Annotated in this window: 15 protein-coding genes and 2 tRNA genes; 4 read left to right on the top strand and 13 right to left on the bottom strand. The window is 68.3% G+C overall.

Translation table 11 applies throughout. From position 1 onward, the window contains the following. Positions 1–15: 15 nt before the first annotated feature. A complete protein-coding gene (locus D8I30_RS02320; protein ID WP_121481306.1) occupies positions 16–291 on the bottom strand; it encodes an RNA-binding S4 domain-containing protein in 276 nt (91 codons plus the stop codon). Then, positions 288–2810 carry a helicase-related protein gene (locus D8I30_RS02315; RefSeq protein WP_121481305.1) on the bottom strand — a complete coding sequence of 841 codons (2523 nt, stop codon included), beginning with the start codon at positions 2808–2810 and terminating at the stop codon, positions 288–290. The genes D8I30_RS02320 and D8I30_RS02315 overlap by 4 nt, the downstream gene beginning before the upstream one ends. Before the next feature lie 285 nt (positions 2811–3095). On the opposite strand from D8I30_RS02315, the gene D8I30_RS02310 reads away from it, so the two are divergent. After that, positions 3096–3172, top strand: a tRNA-Arg gene (locus D8I30_RS02310). A gap of 324 nt (positions 3173–3496) precedes the next feature. Continuing rightward, positions 3497–3943 (top strand): cyclic GMP-AMP synthase DncV-like nucleotidyltransferase, encoded by a 447-nt coding sequence (locus D8I30_RS02305; protein ID WP_162938780.1) that lies wholly within the window; start codon positions 3497–3499, stop codon positions 3941–3943. Positions 3944–4415: 472 nt separating this feature from the next. On the opposite strand, the gene D8I30_RS15010 is transcribed toward D8I30_RS02305, so the two are convergent. The 3 genes from D8I30_RS15010 to D8I30_RS02290 form a co-directional block, all read right to left on the bottom strand. After that, positions 4416–4595, bottom strand: a complete 180-nt coding sequence (locus D8I30_RS15010; RefSeq protein WP_346426484.1) for an excalibur calcium-binding domain-containing protein — start codon at positions 4593–4595, stop codon at positions 4416–4418. Positions 4596–4702: 107 nt separating this feature from the next. Then, positions 4703–5479, bottom strand: a complete 777-nt coding sequence (locus D8I30_RS02295) for a hypothetical protein (RefSeq protein WP_121481302.1) — start codon at positions 5477–5479, stop codon at positions 4703–4705. 157 nt (positions 5480–5636) lie between these two features. Next, positions 5637–5726 (bottom strand) — tRNA-Ser (locus D8I30_RS02290). A 145-nt stretch (positions 5727–5871) separates the two neighbouring features. Between D8I30_RS02290 and msrA the strand changes: the two genes are divergently transcribed. Together msrA and D8I30_RS02280 are read left to right on the top strand one after the other, a co-directional pair. After that, positions 5872–6522: a peptide-methionine (S)-S-oxide reductase MsrA gene (gene msrA / locus D8I30_RS02285; protein ID WP_121481301.1), complete on the top strand. Its 651-nt coding sequence runs from the start codon at positions 5872–5874 to the stop codon at positions 6520–6522. 4 nt (positions 6523–6526) lie between these two features. After that, the gene (locus D8I30_RS02280; RefSeq protein WP_121481300.1) at positions 6527–6880 is read left to right on the top strand and encodes an MmcQ/YjbR family DNA-binding protein; all 354 of its coding nucleotides are present in this window, start codon (positions 6527–6529) and stop codon (positions 6878–6880) included. Positions 6881–6960: 80 nt separating this feature from the next. Here the strand turns inward: D8I30_RS02280 and D8I30_RS02275 are convergent, their stop codons facing one another. From D8I30_RS02275 to flgF, 8 genes are all read right to left on the bottom strand, one after another. Continuing rightward, positions 6961–8751: a DUF885 domain-containing protein gene (locus D8I30_RS02275; RefSeq protein WP_121481299.1), complete on the bottom strand. Its 1791-nt coding sequence runs from the start codon at positions 8749–8751 to the stop codon at positions 6961–6963. Positions 8752–9026: 275 nt separating this feature from the next. Next, entirely contained in the window at positions 9027–9524 is a 498-nt protein-coding gene (locus tag D8I30_RS02270; RefSeq protein WP_121481298.1) for a hypothetical protein, read from the bottom strand. 8 nt (positions 9525–9532) lie between these two features. Further along, entirely contained in the window at positions 9533–10012 is a 480-nt protein-coding gene (locus tag D8I30_RS02265) for a hypothetical protein (RefSeq protein WP_121481297.1), read from the bottom strand. Positions 10013–10049: 37 nt separating this feature from the next. After that, positions 10050–10517, bottom strand: a complete 468-nt coding sequence (locus tag D8I30_RS02260) for a hypothetical protein (protein ID WP_121481296.1) — start codon at positions 10515–10517, stop codon at positions 10050–10052. A 124-nt stretch (positions 10518–10641) separates the two neighbouring features. Further along, a complete protein-coding gene (flgH, locus tag D8I30_RS02255; RefSeq protein WP_240387360.1) occupies positions 10642–11367 on the bottom strand; it encodes a flagellar basal body L-ring protein FlgH in 726 nt (241 codons plus the stop codon). An 11-nt stretch (positions 11368–11378) separates the two neighbouring features. Next, a complete protein-coding gene (gene flgA, locus D8I30_RS02250) occupies positions 11379–12173 on the bottom strand; it encodes a flagellar basal body P-ring formation chaperone FlgA (protein ID WP_121481294.1) in 795 nt (264 codons plus the stop codon). Between the two features lie 16 nt (positions 12174–12189). Then, positions 12190–12978 (bottom strand): flagellar basal-body rod protein FlgG, encoded by a 789-nt coding sequence (flgG, locus tag D8I30_RS02245; RefSeq protein WP_121481293.1) that lies wholly within the window; start codon positions 12976–12978, stop codon positions 12190–12192. 14 nt (positions 12979–12992) lie between these two features. Beyond that, positions 12993–13730: a flagellar basal-body rod protein FlgF gene (gene flgF, locus D8I30_RS02240; protein WP_121481292.1), complete on the bottom strand. Its 738-nt coding sequence runs from the start codon at positions 13728–13730 to the stop codon at positions 12993–12995. Positions 13731–13826 lie beyond the last annotated feature (96 nt).

The raw sequence follows: 13826 nt of genomic DNA, 5'->3' as shown, positions 1-13826 counted from the left end.
CGGGGAGGTGGGGCGTCAGTCCAGCGCCTCATACAGGGCGCGGGCTTCCTCGGGCGGGCCGCGCCTTTCGCCCATCTGCAGCACGCGCACGGCGATCAGCCGCCCGCCCTGGGCGAACAGCACCTCGTCGCCGGGGTGGACGCTGCGGCTGGGCTTGTCGAGCCGGGTCTGGACGCCGTTGTGGGACAGTCGGATGGCGCCCTTCTCGACCAGGGCGGCCGCCAGGCTGCGCGTCTTGGCGAAGCGCGCCCGCCACAGCCAGACGTCGATACGGCAGCTCTCGACGCTCATTCAGCGGTTTTGGCGGCTGGCCGCCTCGGGCGGCGGCGGGGCCTGCGCGCCGCCTTGGGCTTGACGGAGGGGGCGGGGCGCGGCGGCTGCGTCAACTGCGCCAGGGCGGCGAAGGGCGAGTCCTTGGGCGGCGGCGTCGGCTTGCCGGGATGCAGCGCCCGTTCGGCGCGCGGCGTGCGCAGGGCGGCCTGGATCGCCTTCGCCTGCTCCGCCGTCCAGCCGAGGCCGGCCAGCGCCTGATCCGACGGCGGCGCCTTGCCTGCCGCGCGTTGGGCCTCGGCGAAGGCCTCCAGCGCTTCGACCGGCGCTGTCCAGCGGTCGACCGCGCGTCGGCCGAAGGCGGACAGGGCGCGCGCTGGGGGCGCCGGCTCCGGCAGGGGCAGCAGGCCCTCGCCGGCCAGGCCGTTCGTCGCCTCGCGCGGCAGGAAGGCCTGGGCCAGTGCGGCGGCGCGCGGCTTCATCACGCCCGGCAGCCAGACCGAATGGGCGCCGACCCGGATGGCGAAGGTCTTCAGCGTGCGCCGCTCATGCTGGCTCAGGGCCGCTAGGTCACGCTCGACCTCGCGCCGGGGAATCAGGCCGCCCGCCTCGACCAGGCGGAAAGCCAGGCCGCGCGGCAGGCCGGTCAGGGCGCCGCTCTCGATCGCGTGGCGCAGCCGCTTCAGCGGCTTCAGCGCGCGTCCGGCCTCGCCCGCCAGCCAGGCCTCCATGCGCCGCTCGGCCCGCTCGCGCGCAGGCGCCGGCCCCAGTTCGCCCAGCAGCCGCACGCGCGGCGAGAAGGGGTCTTCGTTGACGATGCGGCCGGTCAGGGCGCCGCTCCACAGCACCCCGCCGTCGGGCGTGACGGCGAAGGCGTCGTCGCCGTCGGCCGTCAGCCGCCCCAGCCGCCGCGCCACCTCCGGCCCCACTGCGCGCGTCGCCGCTTGCCGCAGCGCCCGATCGGCCAGGGCCGAGCCGCCCGCGTCGACGGTGAAGCGCACCCCGTCCAGATGGCCGACCACCTCGCCCTCGACCGTGACCTCGCCGTCCTTGGCCACCCCCGCCAGCACGTCGGAGCGCACATGCAGCGCCCGCATCAGGGCCGCCGTGCGCCGGTCGACGAAGCGCGCCGTCAGCCGTTCGTGCAGCACGTCGCTGAGCCGCTCCTCGAGCGCCTTGGTCCGGTCGCGCCACTCCTGCGCGCCCGCCATCCAGTCGGGCCGGTTGGCGATGTAGGACAGGGTCCGCACCCCCGACAGCCGCGCCGACAACTGGTCGATCTGGCCGTCGTCGCGGTCCAGGTCGTTGAAGCGCGGCGCCACCCAGTCCTCGGTCAACCGCCCGCGCCGACTGGTCAGGGCTGTGAAGATCTCCTTCGACAGACGGGCGTGCTCGTCCAGCGTCGTCTTCTGGAAGTCCGGCAACTGGCACGCCTCCCACAGACGCATCAGGGCGCCGCGCGAGCGGGCGATCTTCTTCACGTCCTCATCGACCGCAAAGCGCCGCAGCAGGGTCTCGTCCAGCGCCTGCGCCGTCAGCCGCAGCCCATGCCGATCCGGCGTCACCGTAAGCGAGCGCAGCAGGTCGGGCAGCGCATCGAAATCCAGCCGCCCGCTGCGCCATTCGGCCGCCTCAACCGGATCGAAGCGATGCTCGACCACCTGTTCGACCAGGTCCTCGTCCAGCTCTTCCGCCTCGCCGGTGACGCCGAAGGTCCCGTCGCGCAGGTGCCGCCCCGCGCGCCCGGCGATCTGGCCGATCTCGGCGGCGTGCAGCCAGCGGGTGCGCCGCCCGTCGAACTTGCGCAGGCCCGCGAAGGCCACATGGTCCACGTCCATGTTCAGCCCCATGCCGATGGCGTCGGTGGCGACCAGGAAGTCGACCTCGCCCGACTGGAACAGCTCGACCTGGGCGTTGCGGGTGCGGGGGCTGAGGCTGCCCATGACCACCGCCGCCCCGCCCCTCTGACGACGCAGCAGTTCGGCGATGGCGTAAACCTGCTCGGTCGAGAAGGCGACCACGGCGCTGCGGCGGGGCAGGCGGGTCAGCTTCTTCGACCCGGCGTAGCTCAGCGTCGACAGCCGCTCGCGCGAGACGATCTCCGCATCGGGGACCAGCGACCGCATCAGCGGCGCCATCGTCCCGGCGCCCAGGAACATGGTCTCGAACCGGCCGCGCGCATGCAGCAGCCTCTGGGTGAAGACGTGGCCGCGCTCGGGATCGGCGACCAGCTGGATCTCGTCCACCGCCAGGAAGTCGACCGACCGCTCCAGCGGCATGGCCTCGACCGTGCAGACGAAGAAGGCCGGGCGCGGCGGGACGATCTTCTCCTCGCCGGTGATCAGGGCGACCGAGGCCGCCCCGCGCCGCTTGACGATCCGCTCATAGATCTCGCGCGCCAGCAGGCGCAGCGGCAGGCCGATCATGCCCGAGGCGTGGCCCAGCATGCGCTCGACCGCCAGATGGGTCTTGCCGGTGTTGGTGGGGCCCAGGATCGCCGTGACGCGCGAGGGGGCCATGCCTGCGGAACGGTCGCTCATGACCGGCCCAAGGTGGCGAACCGCGCCCGCTTGCACAAGCGGCGCCGAGGGGGCGGAGCGACGATGCGGGGAATGGTAAGCGGAACCTTACCGCGCCCTGGAACACGGGCGAAACGAATCATGACCGAATCAGCGACGCTCGCCGATTCAGGCTTTGTTCCATACTAGGGATAGTAGCTTAACGCAGCTTAACCACAAGGCCGAACCATCGAGCGGTCGCCGTCGCGCGTTCAGTTTTCACAGGGGCTTCCCTGCGACCTCAACCTCCTTTAGGCAGACACACGTGGCCCCGTAGCTCAGCTGCATAGAGCAAGGCTTTCCTAAAGCCGAGGTCCCAGGTTGGAGTCCTGGCGGGGTCGCCATTCCTTGTCGGGACCACTTAGAACTGGCTCAAAACCAGTTAAAAGTGGCTCAACATGAGAATTGATCGCAACTTCAGCCTCTAGTTTCGTCTCGGCGGGTTCTGACTCAGAACGGCGATTCGCAAGGTTCGCTTTGGGGCTCGGATTGCGGTGAGTTGGGCGATGTCAGCTTTGGCATCGCCGCGAGAGCAGCAAGCAAAGCCAGTTGCCTATCCCTCTAAGGGCTTTTCCCGAGCCATCCTCGAACGTCTCCCTAAGGATACGGCTCGTCTCAAATCCAGCTGCACATTAGGAACAAACGGGAAACAAATCTTGGGGGGAGCCTTGGTTACGATCGCGAGCACATCATCGAAGCGCTTCATCGAGGCGCTGGTCGACGAACTGGACATCAGCGAAGGACGCTACGAACAGGCGAACGACAGCTACCTCTCGCTCGGGCGCTGGCTCAACCGGCCAGCCTCCACGATCGGAGCCTATGGACCGGCGGTCTACATCCAGGGGTCCTTTGGCCTCGGGACTGTGATCAAGCCGTTGAGCCTGGAAGAAGAATATGACGTCGATGCCGTTTGCGAGTTCAAGGCGATCGCAAAGCACACCGTTTCGCAGAAGAGCCTGAAGATTCTGCTGGGAACCGAGATCGAGGCGTACCGCAAGGCCCAGAACATGGTGAAACCCTTGGGAGAGGGGCGGCGCCGCCGGTGCCGAGTGGGGCGCCTATATGGGCCAGCCCCCTTGGCTGTACTGCGACAATTCGGTCCAGAAGTATTTTGAAGTCGCTGAAATCAATTTTCTTGCGCCGTTCAACGGGGGCGTGAATGGTTCTTGTGCCGCCGTTTTTCTTCGGTATCTGAAATGTAGTGTATTTTTGGCTATCCGGAATTCCATAAATTCTATGAGCCAGTATCTTCGGTTATATGCCCAGAACCAGTGCTAAATCAGTTAGAGATTTGCATTTCTTGAGATTGTCTAGTCGAGACATAATAACTCAAAATTAAGTGAACGCTTGCGGATACTCGTTGGCAACCAAAGGTTACATTGAGGGGCGAATTGTCGCGTATGGGCAATGTCTGCAACATTGCTTTCAACTATCACGAAGCATGATAGCAAAATCTATCCGCAAGCTTGGCTGTAATATGTCGCGCGGCTTTAGGCTTGGCAACCGAAATTCACTGCGTTGGAGCAATAGTCCCGCTGCGCAACGTTGGTTTTGGGTGCCTTCGGGACGGCTTTTCATTTTGGCCTTTCACCCTCTCCGACGAGGGGTAGGTTCGCAGGCCCAGCCGTCGCCGTCTCTATCGTGCTCAGGGTGATAGCCGGGTTCGCCTCTACGGGCGGGCGCTAGACGCATTAGCCTGGCAGCCGAGCAGTTTGGCTTGGCGAGGGTGTGTCTCACTTGCTCCGCAGCGGTGAACGGGCGCTCCATGACTGGTTTTGACGGCCATAGAACCACTGCGCCGAATAGGCCGATGCAAAGCGCAATCGTGAGGGTCGCTTCGACGGAAAGATTTCGCCGTAAGTGCCGCTGCATTCTTAGAACAGGGAGTTGAAGAGCTTGGAGCTGTGATCGAAGACGCGACGTGCCATCTCGTTGACGTAGAATCTATCAGGTTGGGAGGGCAGGGCGCGTACCCGTAGCGAAAAATCGGGGTTCTCAGGGTCGAGAGCGAATGTCACGAGGCCGATTCCGTAAAGCGTGGCTAGAGCCTCGAGCCGTTCCATATCGGGTTTAGAGACCGTGTTCGGCATCACCATGTAGGACTTGTGGGAGAAGAGCCGGTAGGCGACGGCCTGTCCGAAGGCGACCACTGGCGCGTTCGCGTCTGTCTTGATTTCGGCAGACACGATCTGGGTTTCGAATTTGATCAGGTCGGATGATTTTGGCCTGAGGACGCCGATAACGTCCGGTGTACCCCATTTGCCTTTGAGAATGTTTCCGCCCACGGCCTCGGCATGGTTTGCCTCTTCTAGCTCTTCCGTCAGCCACTCAGCGAAAGCGCCGTAATATTGGTGCTCAATGTGAGCGGGCAGCGAGGTGGGGGAGGTGGCAGCCGAGAGTGTTTCGAGATCGCCAGTGACGTCAATAGCTCCCGCGAAGGCCGCCAGAACGTACGTGCCCTTTGCAACCTTCACCACGTCGTCAGCACTTTTCAGGAAGTGATGTACGCCTCCATGAACTGAGTTGTGTGGGGTTTCAGGCTCGTCCTTTTCGACCGCCCGCAACAGTTCCATCCAGCGAATGCCTTTGGGATTCTGCTCCAGAACAGCTCGGGCCTTTGCTCCAATTTGCGCGCGGTTTAGCTTTGCCATGATTGCTTCTCCCCTATGGCGTGAAGCTATTGCAACGCTTGCAATGGGGCCAGTGCCTAGCGTCTCGCTACGCGAAGTGAATTTGGGGCGAGTTTTGGGGCGAAATGGCTGGCGATCATCGTAACGTATTGTTTTGATGTAAGAATGATCGCTGTGGTGGCGGACAGAGAGGGATTCGAACCCTCGATAGAGTTGCCCCTATACACGCGTTCCAGGCGTGCGCCTTCAACCACTCGGCCACCTGTCCATTCCACCTGAGCCCGGATGCGTCCGGGGCGGAGCCGTCGGGAGCGGACCGACGGGAGGGGCTGATTAGAGCATGACGCCCCCATGGGCAAGCGCCCTTGAAGCCTCCATATAGGCGGCGAAGGTGTTTTCCCGGAGTTCGCCCCATGTTGTTGAAGAAGACCGATGAACTGCCCACGGCCGAGACGGCTCTGCCGGGTCGGGCCGAGGCGCTGGCGACCGACGAGACCCACTTCGTTCTGGGTCATGCGCTGAAGGGGCCGCATCCGGCGGGCATGGAGACGGCCGTGTTCGGCATGGGCTGTTTCTGGGGCGTCGAGCGGGTGTTCTGGCAGCTGCCGGGCGTCTGGGTGACCTCGGCGGGCTATGCGGGCGGGATCACGCCCAATCCGACCTATGAAGAGGTCTGCTCGGGCCGCACCGGCCATACGGAGGTGGTGCAGGTGGTGTTCGATCCGGCCCGGATCAGCTACGGCGACCTGCTCAAGGCCTTCTGGGAGAACCACGACCCGACCCAGGGGATGCGCCAGGGCAACGACCAGGGCACCCAGTATCGCTCGGCGATCTATACCTTGAATGAGGCGCAGCATGCAGAGGCCGAGGCCTCGCGCGAGGCCTATCAGGCGGCGCTGAGCGCGGCTGGGCGGGGGACGATCACGACCGAGATCGCGCCGGCCGGCCCCTACTACTTCGCCGAGGACTATCACCAGGGTTATCTGGCCAAGAACCCGGCCGGCTATTGCGGCATCGGCGGGACGGGCGTGGTTTGCCCGATCGGCCTCGGCGTCGGCGCCTGAACCCATGGATCGTGCGGGGGTGGGCAAGGTCTGCCTGGCGATGCCGGGGGTGACGCTGGAGCATCCGTTCGGGGATGATCACGACGCCTACAAGGTCGGCGGCAAGATGTTCGCCATCGTCGGCGGCGAGGGCGGGCTGTCGTTCAAGGTGTCCGACATCGCCTATGAGGTGCTGATCGAGACGGGGCGGGCGGCGCCGGCGCCGTATCTGGCGCGGGCGAAATGGGTGCATCTGGCCGATCCGGCGGACTGGCCGGATGAGGAACTGGCCGATCACCTGAAGTCGGCCCACGCCCTGATCGCCGCCAAGCTGACGAAGAAGGCGCGGGCTGAACTGGGGCTTCTCCTCCCCATGTAATGGGGAGGTGGCGCGGCGCCCAAGGCGGCGTCCACCGCTACGCGGTCCCCCTCCCCACGAAGTGGGGAGGAGAGGCGCGGCTACTTGGCCTTCTGCTCGGCGATCCAGCGGTCCATGCGGGTGTCCAGCAGGGCCAGCGGCAGGGCGCCGTCGACCAGCAGGGCGTCGTGGAAGGTGCGCACGTCGAAGCGGTCGCCCAGTTCGCGCTCGGCCCGGCTGCGGATTTCGCGCAGGCGGATCTCACCGATCTTGTAGGCCGTGGCCTGGCCGGGGTCGCCGATGTAGCGCTGCAGTTCGGTCTCGATATTGTGCGGCGACAGGGCGGAGTTGTCGCGGAAGCAGGCGCGGGCCTGCTCCTCGCTCCAGCCCAGCCAGTGCAGGCCGGTGTCGGCCACCAGGCGGCAGGCGCGCCACATCTCGTAGCTGAGGCGGCCGAAGCGCTCATAGGGCGTGCGATAGATGCCCATCTCTTCGCCGAGGAATTCGGAATACAGGCCCCAGCCTTCGCTGAAGGCGGTGACCGAGGCGTCGCGGCGGTAATAGGGCTGGTCGGCGGCTTCCTGCTGCAGGGCGATCTGCAGGTGGTGGCCCGGCACGGCCTCGTGCACCGTCAGGGCGGGCAGTTCATAGAGCGGCCGCTGGTCCAGCTTGCCGGTGTTGACGATGTAGCCCCCGGCCACGCCCGTCGCCATCGAGCCGGGGTTGTAGCGGCCGGTGGTGTAGGTCTCCTCCATCTCGCGCGGCACGGGACGCACGCCGTAGGGCAGGCGCGGCAGGGTGGCGAACAGAGACGGCAGGCGGTCGTCGGCGCGCTTGGCGATCTCGGAGGCCTTCTCCAGCAACTGCTCGCGGCTGACGGCGTAGAATTGCGGGTCGGTGCGCAGGAAGGTCAGGAAGCCGGCGAAGTCGCCGGTCCAGCCGGCGGCGCGCATCTCGACCTCCATGCGGGCGCGGATGCGGGCGACCTCCTCCAGGCCGATCTGGTGCACCTGGTCGGGCGTCAGGTCGGTGGTGGTGTGGCTGCGCACCAGGAAGGCGTAGAGGTCGCGGCCGCCGGGGCGGTGGACCAGGCCGGGCTCCTGCGGGGCTTTCGGTGCGTATTCGTCGCGCAGCAGGTCGCGCCAGGCGGCGCGGCGGGCGGTGATCGGCCCCTCGACCAGGGCGCGGGCGCGGGCGCGAAGCTGCGCCTGTTGCGCGGCGGGGATGACGGCGGGCAGGGCGTCGAACGGGCGCAGCAGGACGTCGCCCGCCTCGCTCGGCGTCAGGTCGCGCTCGGCCTGGGCCAGGGCGCTGTCGACGACCGATCGGGTCTGGATCAGGCCGGTCTCCAGGCCGCGGCGCGTATTGGCGATGCCGGCGTCGTAGAAGGCGGGCGCCGCCTCCATCCGCGACAGCCAAGCCTCGGCGTCAGCCGCGGTGGCGATGCGCGTCCCCGAGGCCAGATAGGCCAGAAGCTGGCCGGGGCCGCCTTCGGAATCGAAGCCCAGACGCGACGGATCCAGGGCGATGCGCTCCAGCTCCCGCCCGATCAGATAGCCGGCGAAGGCGTGGTCGAGGCGGCCCGCTTCGTCGAGGGCGGCGGGGGCGATGGCGTCCAGCCGCGCCTTCAGGGCGTTCAGCGGCGCGCGGCGGGCCAGTTCGCCCGCGCGCGTGGCGTCGGGCAGGCGGGAGAGGGCCGCCCGGTCCCCGTCCAGGCCCGAGCCGATGGGATCGGCGTCGCGCAGATAGGCTTCATAGTCCTTGAGGACGGCGTCGAGGGCGGCCGAGGCGGACGGCGAGGTCTGCACCGTCGCGGCCTGGAGCGGCAGGGGTGCGGCGGCTCCGGCGAGGGCCGCCAGGCCCACTCCGGCGGCGAACAGAAGATGACGCATGATGAAACCCCTCCCAAAGGACGATGGCTGAGTCCACCTAGAGTGTTGGTGATTGTCAGAACAAGGCCCTCCCCCTCGATGGGGGAGGGTTGGGTGGGGTGAAGGCAGGCCGGGTCCCGCAGGTCTCAGGAGACGCTCGCCTCAGGCGCTCTATCGGCAATGTCGCGCTCACACCCGCATCCCCGTCCCTTCCCCCATCGAGGGGGAAGGGGGCCATTGGGTGACCTCAGCCAAAACATGGGGAAGGGAACGGGCGACGCGGTCAAACGTCCTGCTCAGGCGCACAGGTCCAGGAAGCGGGCGGCGCGCGTTTCGGAGCCGGGCTGGGCGGCCATCATCCAGCGCGCCTCGCCCTCCAGCAGCGCCAGCCAGCCGAGGCGGCGAAAGCGCTGGAAGACGGGGTCCGACGTCGGGGCCGAGGCGACCAGCTGGACGCCGTCGTGCATCTCGGCCGCTTCGGTCCGGGCGGGGTAGGTCTCTGTCTCGCCGCCGGATTCCAGGGTGATGGCGCCGCCCGAGCGGCGGTCGCCGGCCAGGGCCAGGCCGACCTTGCCAGAGCCGGGGGCGCACATGAGGCTGAGGGGAACCTCGTCCGACTGGGCCAGGCCGTAGGACAGGCGCGGCTCGTCGGGGTCCTCGTTCAGGAACCAGTCGTAGCCCTCGGCCGGGCGGGGCGTGCCCGCGGCTACGAGCGACAGCGGGGCCATGCGCGGGGCGCAGGCTCCGAGGGCCGCGATGGCGGCGGCGGCGATCAGCCAGACGGTCGGGCGCATCCTTCTCCTCAGCCGGTGCACAATTCGGCGAACCGGCGAAGCTTGGGCAGATTCGCGCGATCGATCTCGATTGAAAGCGTCTGGTCGCCGACGGCGAGGCTCAGCCGCCCCGAGGCCAGGAAGGCGGCGAAGACGGGGTGGTCGGCGCGCAGGGCGGTCTCGAGCCGTCCGCGTCGCGACCGCGTCTCCACCTCGGCCGAGGCGGCGCCGGAGCGGACCGTGGCGAAGCCGTCGGCGCCGGGCGTCTCATGGAAGGTCAGGCGGGCGATGCTGGAGCCGGGCATGCACTCCAGGGTGGTGCGCAGACGCGGCGTGTCGGGAATCTCATTGGCCAGGACCAGCGGGCCGTCGCCGTTGTAGAGGGTCCAGGTCCAGGCCTCGGCCGGACGCGCGGCGGCGGCCGGCGCGGTCTGCGAGGCCGCCTGAGGCGCCGTCTGCACGGCCATGGCGAGCATCAGGGCCTGGGCCAGGCCGAGCACTGCGGTCATGATTCAGCCCCCGCTGAGGAAGACGGCGGGACTGTGATCAGGCCTGTCCCGAAGCGCAATAGCTAAGAAAGCCCTGGACCATGCGCCGCTCGGCGCGGGTGGCGGTCAGCTGGCGGTCTCCGGCCTCGGTCTGGACGGTCATCCGCCCGCCGCGCGCCAGGCCGGTCAGGGCCGCGTCGCTGAGCGGCAGCCGCGCCTCATAGGCCTCGCCGTCCGACAGGGGGTCGATGGGCTGCGGTCCCTGGGCGGCCAGGACCAGGGCCGGGCTGCGGGGGTGGACGTCGCCATAGACCACGGCGGCGCGGTCGCCCGGCGCGCAGGTCAGCATCAAGGCCAGCTGGTCCGAATCCGGCAGGCCGTAGGCCAGTTTGGCCATCGCGCCCTCATGGAGCATGTGCCACCCGGCAGCGCCGTTCTGGGAAGAGGCGGGGGCGTAGGTCGCCGCATGGGCGGCGAAGGCGGCTAGCCCCACGGCCGCCAGGGCGGAGAAGACGGTTTTACGCATGACAAGTTCACTCGCGTTCGACAGGGCAAACGCGGGTCGCTTGTTAACGGTTCACGGCTCCGCTGGGCCGAGGTGCGATTCGTGATGAGGAGACACCTGAATCACACGTTTCGGTGAACAGCGATCAGAAGGGGCTGAAGCGCTCGACCAGGGACTGGGCCGCGGGCGTCGCCTGCATCCGGCTGATGTCGCCGCGTCCGCCGTAGCTGATGCGCGCCTCGGCGATCTGGCTGTGGCGGATGGTGTTGGCGCTGGAGATGTCCTCGGGCCGGACGATGCCGGCCACGGTCAGCTCGCGCACCTCGCGGTTGGTGCGCACTTCTTGCCGACCCTGGATGACCAGGTTGCCGTTGGGCATGACGGCGGTGACGACGGCGGCGACCGTCAGGTTGACCCGCTCCGAGCGGTTGACGCTGCCCGAGCCGTTGGCGGTGACTTCGCCTTCCGTACCGATCATGTTGGCCGGGTCGAAGCCGCCGGGGAAGGCGCGGCCCAGGCTGTTCTCCAGGCCGAAGAAATGGGTCACCCCGCCCGAGGCGCTGTTGGAGCGGCTGCGCTGGGTCGCGTTCTGGGTTTGGGCGCGGTCGTTGATGTCGATGGCCACGGTCAGGATGTCGCCGACGCGGCGCGCCCGCTGGTCGCCGAAGAAGCTGCGCGCGCCGGTGCGCCACAGGCTGTTGGCGCTGGCCGAGGTCGGCTCGGGCAGATAGGCCTGCTCGACCGGGACCAGGGCGGCCGGATAGCCGATGGGGGCCAGTTCGGGCCCCTTCACCGCCTCGATGGCGGTGGAGCAGGCGGCCAGGGAGAGGGCGGACAGCGACAGGGCGGCGACGGTGATGGGGCGCATGATGACTCTCTCGCTCAACGGGCGGCGAACTGTTGCGGGTTGCGGCGGGCCGCCTGGGCGGCGGGGCCGGCGACAGCCCGGCCGGGGGCCACGGCCACGGCGTCGATGGTGCGGTTGGACTGGACGTTGAGGATCGGCACGGCCTCGCCGGCCGAGGCGTTGCGGGTCGCCTTGCCGGTGACGGTCAGCTCGACCCCGTCGGAGAGGTAGGCCACCTCGACCATGTCGTTGCGGGCGATGACCTGGGGCGAGGCCAGGTCGCGCGGGCCCACGGGCGATCCGGCGCGCAGGGCGCGCTTGGCCTGCAGGCCGATCACGGCCTCGGCGTCCTGGGGCGCGCCGGCGGGGGCCAGGTGCGACTGCACGGGGGCCCAGACCACGTCCTCGGGCTGGACCACCTCGCCGGCGGCCAGGCTGCGGGCGTAGGTCAGGACCTCGACGCTGGCGCCCATGCGCGCCGGGGCGCCGATGCTGGCGGCGGCGGGACGGGCCGAGGCTTCGGCGGCCAAAGCCCCGCCGGGAAGGGCGCCGCCCTCGCGCACCACGATGCGGCGCAGGCCGCTGGGGTTGCTCCACTCCAACCCGGCGCGGCGGGCGGCGATCTGGACCTGGGCGGCCTCCAGCACGGCGGTGGCCCCGGTGCGGCGGCCGACGACCACGCCGGACGCGGCGCCCGCGCCGTCGAACAGCTCGCCCAGGGTGATGCGGCCGTCGTCGTCGACCGGATCGGCCAGCAGGGTGACCGGCCCGGCGAGCGCCGGGGCGGCGAGGGCGGTCAGGACAGCGGCGAGGACCAGGGCGCGCTTCATGGCTCAGCCTCTCCCTTTAGCTCTTCACCTGGGCCGAGACGGACAGCATCTCGTCGGCGGTGGTGATGACCTTGGAGTTCATCTCATAGGCGCGCTGGGCCACGATCAGGGCGCTGATCTCGCTGACCGCGTCGACGTTCGAGGCCTCGGTGTAGTGCTGCAGCAGGGTGCCGTAGCCGACCTCGCCGGGCGCGCCGACCGTGGCCGGGCCCGAGGCCGCCGTCTCCAGCAGCAGGTTGTCGCCGATGGCTTCCAGGCCCGCCTCGTTGAAGAAGGTGGCCAGCTCCAGCTGGCCCACGACCTGCGGCTCGGTCTGGCCGGCGGTGGTCACCTGGACCTGGCCCGACTTGGAGATGGAGACGTCCAGGGCGTCTTGCGGGATGGCGATGGCGGGCTCGACCGCATAGCCGTCGTCCGTCACCAGCTGGCCTTCGCCGTTGACGGTGAAGTTGCCCGCGCGGGTGTAGGCCAGCTCGCCCGAGGGCATGGTGATCTGGAAATAGCCCTTGCCCTGGATGGCGATGTCGTAGGTGTTGCCGGTGCGGTTCGGGCTGCCCTGTTCGGTGATCCGATAGACGCTGCCCGCCTTGACGCCCGAACCGATCTGGATGCCGGTGGGAACCACGGTGCCCTGCGACGAGGACTGGGCCCCCATGCGCTCGACGTTCTGGTACAGCAGGTCCTGGAACTCGGCCCGCTGGCGCTTGTAGCCGACCGTGTTCATGTTGGCGATGTTGTTGGAGATGACCTCCACGTTCAGCTGCTGGGCAGCCATGCCGGTGGCGGCGGTGCGAAGCGCGCGCATGTCTCAGCTCTCCCTTACGAGACCCGGCCCAGCCGCTCGACCGAGCGGCGCGACAGGTCGTTGGTGCTTTCGATCATCTTGGTCACGCGCTCATAGGCGCGGTTGATCTCGATGAGATTGGTGATTTCCAGAAGCGGATTGACGTTCGACCCCTCCAGCATCCCCTGGCGGACCTGGGCGTCGGTCGCCTCCATGGGCTGGGCGTTCGAGGCGTTGCGATACAGGCCGTCGCCGCTCTTCTGCAGGGCGCCCAGGGCGTCGAAGCGCACAACGGTCAGGCGGCCGACGGCTTGGCCTTCCTGGCTGATCGTGCCGTCGTGGCCGACGCTGGCGGGGCCGCGCTGCGGATCCAGAACGATCTCGGCGCCGTCCGCCAGGACCGGCAGGCCCTGCTTGGTCGTCAGCCGTCCTTCGGGATCGGTCACGAAGGCGCCGTCGCGGGTATAGGCGGGGCCGGACGGGGTCTGCACGGTGAAGAAGGCGCCTTCGCCCTCGATGGCGAAGTCCAGGTCGCGGCCGGTCTGCTTCAGCGCGCCCTGGCCGAAGTCGCGGCCCACGCCCTTGTCCAGTACGAAGCTGGCCGAAGGACGGATGGCGTCATTGCGGGCGCGCGGGCCGATCTCGGTCCCGACCATCAGCTGTTCGACCTTGAAGCCGGTGGTGTCGGCGTTGGCGACGTTGTTGGCCACGATGTCCAGCTCGCGGCGAAGCGTCATCTGGCGCGACAATCCGATGTAGGCGGCGTTTTCCACGAGCGGGCTCCTTTCGCCGCTCTCCGTCGCAACGACCGTGCCAACAGGGTTAATGCCCGTGGAATGGGGGTTTGAGCGGTTTTCACCCCTGCGGCG

This window comes from Brevundimonas naejangsanensis (assembly GCF_003627995.1).
GTDB lineage: Bacteria > Pseudomonadota > Alphaproteobacteria > Caulobacterales > Caulobacteraceae > Brevundimonas > Brevundimonas naejangsanensis_B.
This window is presented reverse-complemented; position numbering and strand designations above follow the sequence as displayed.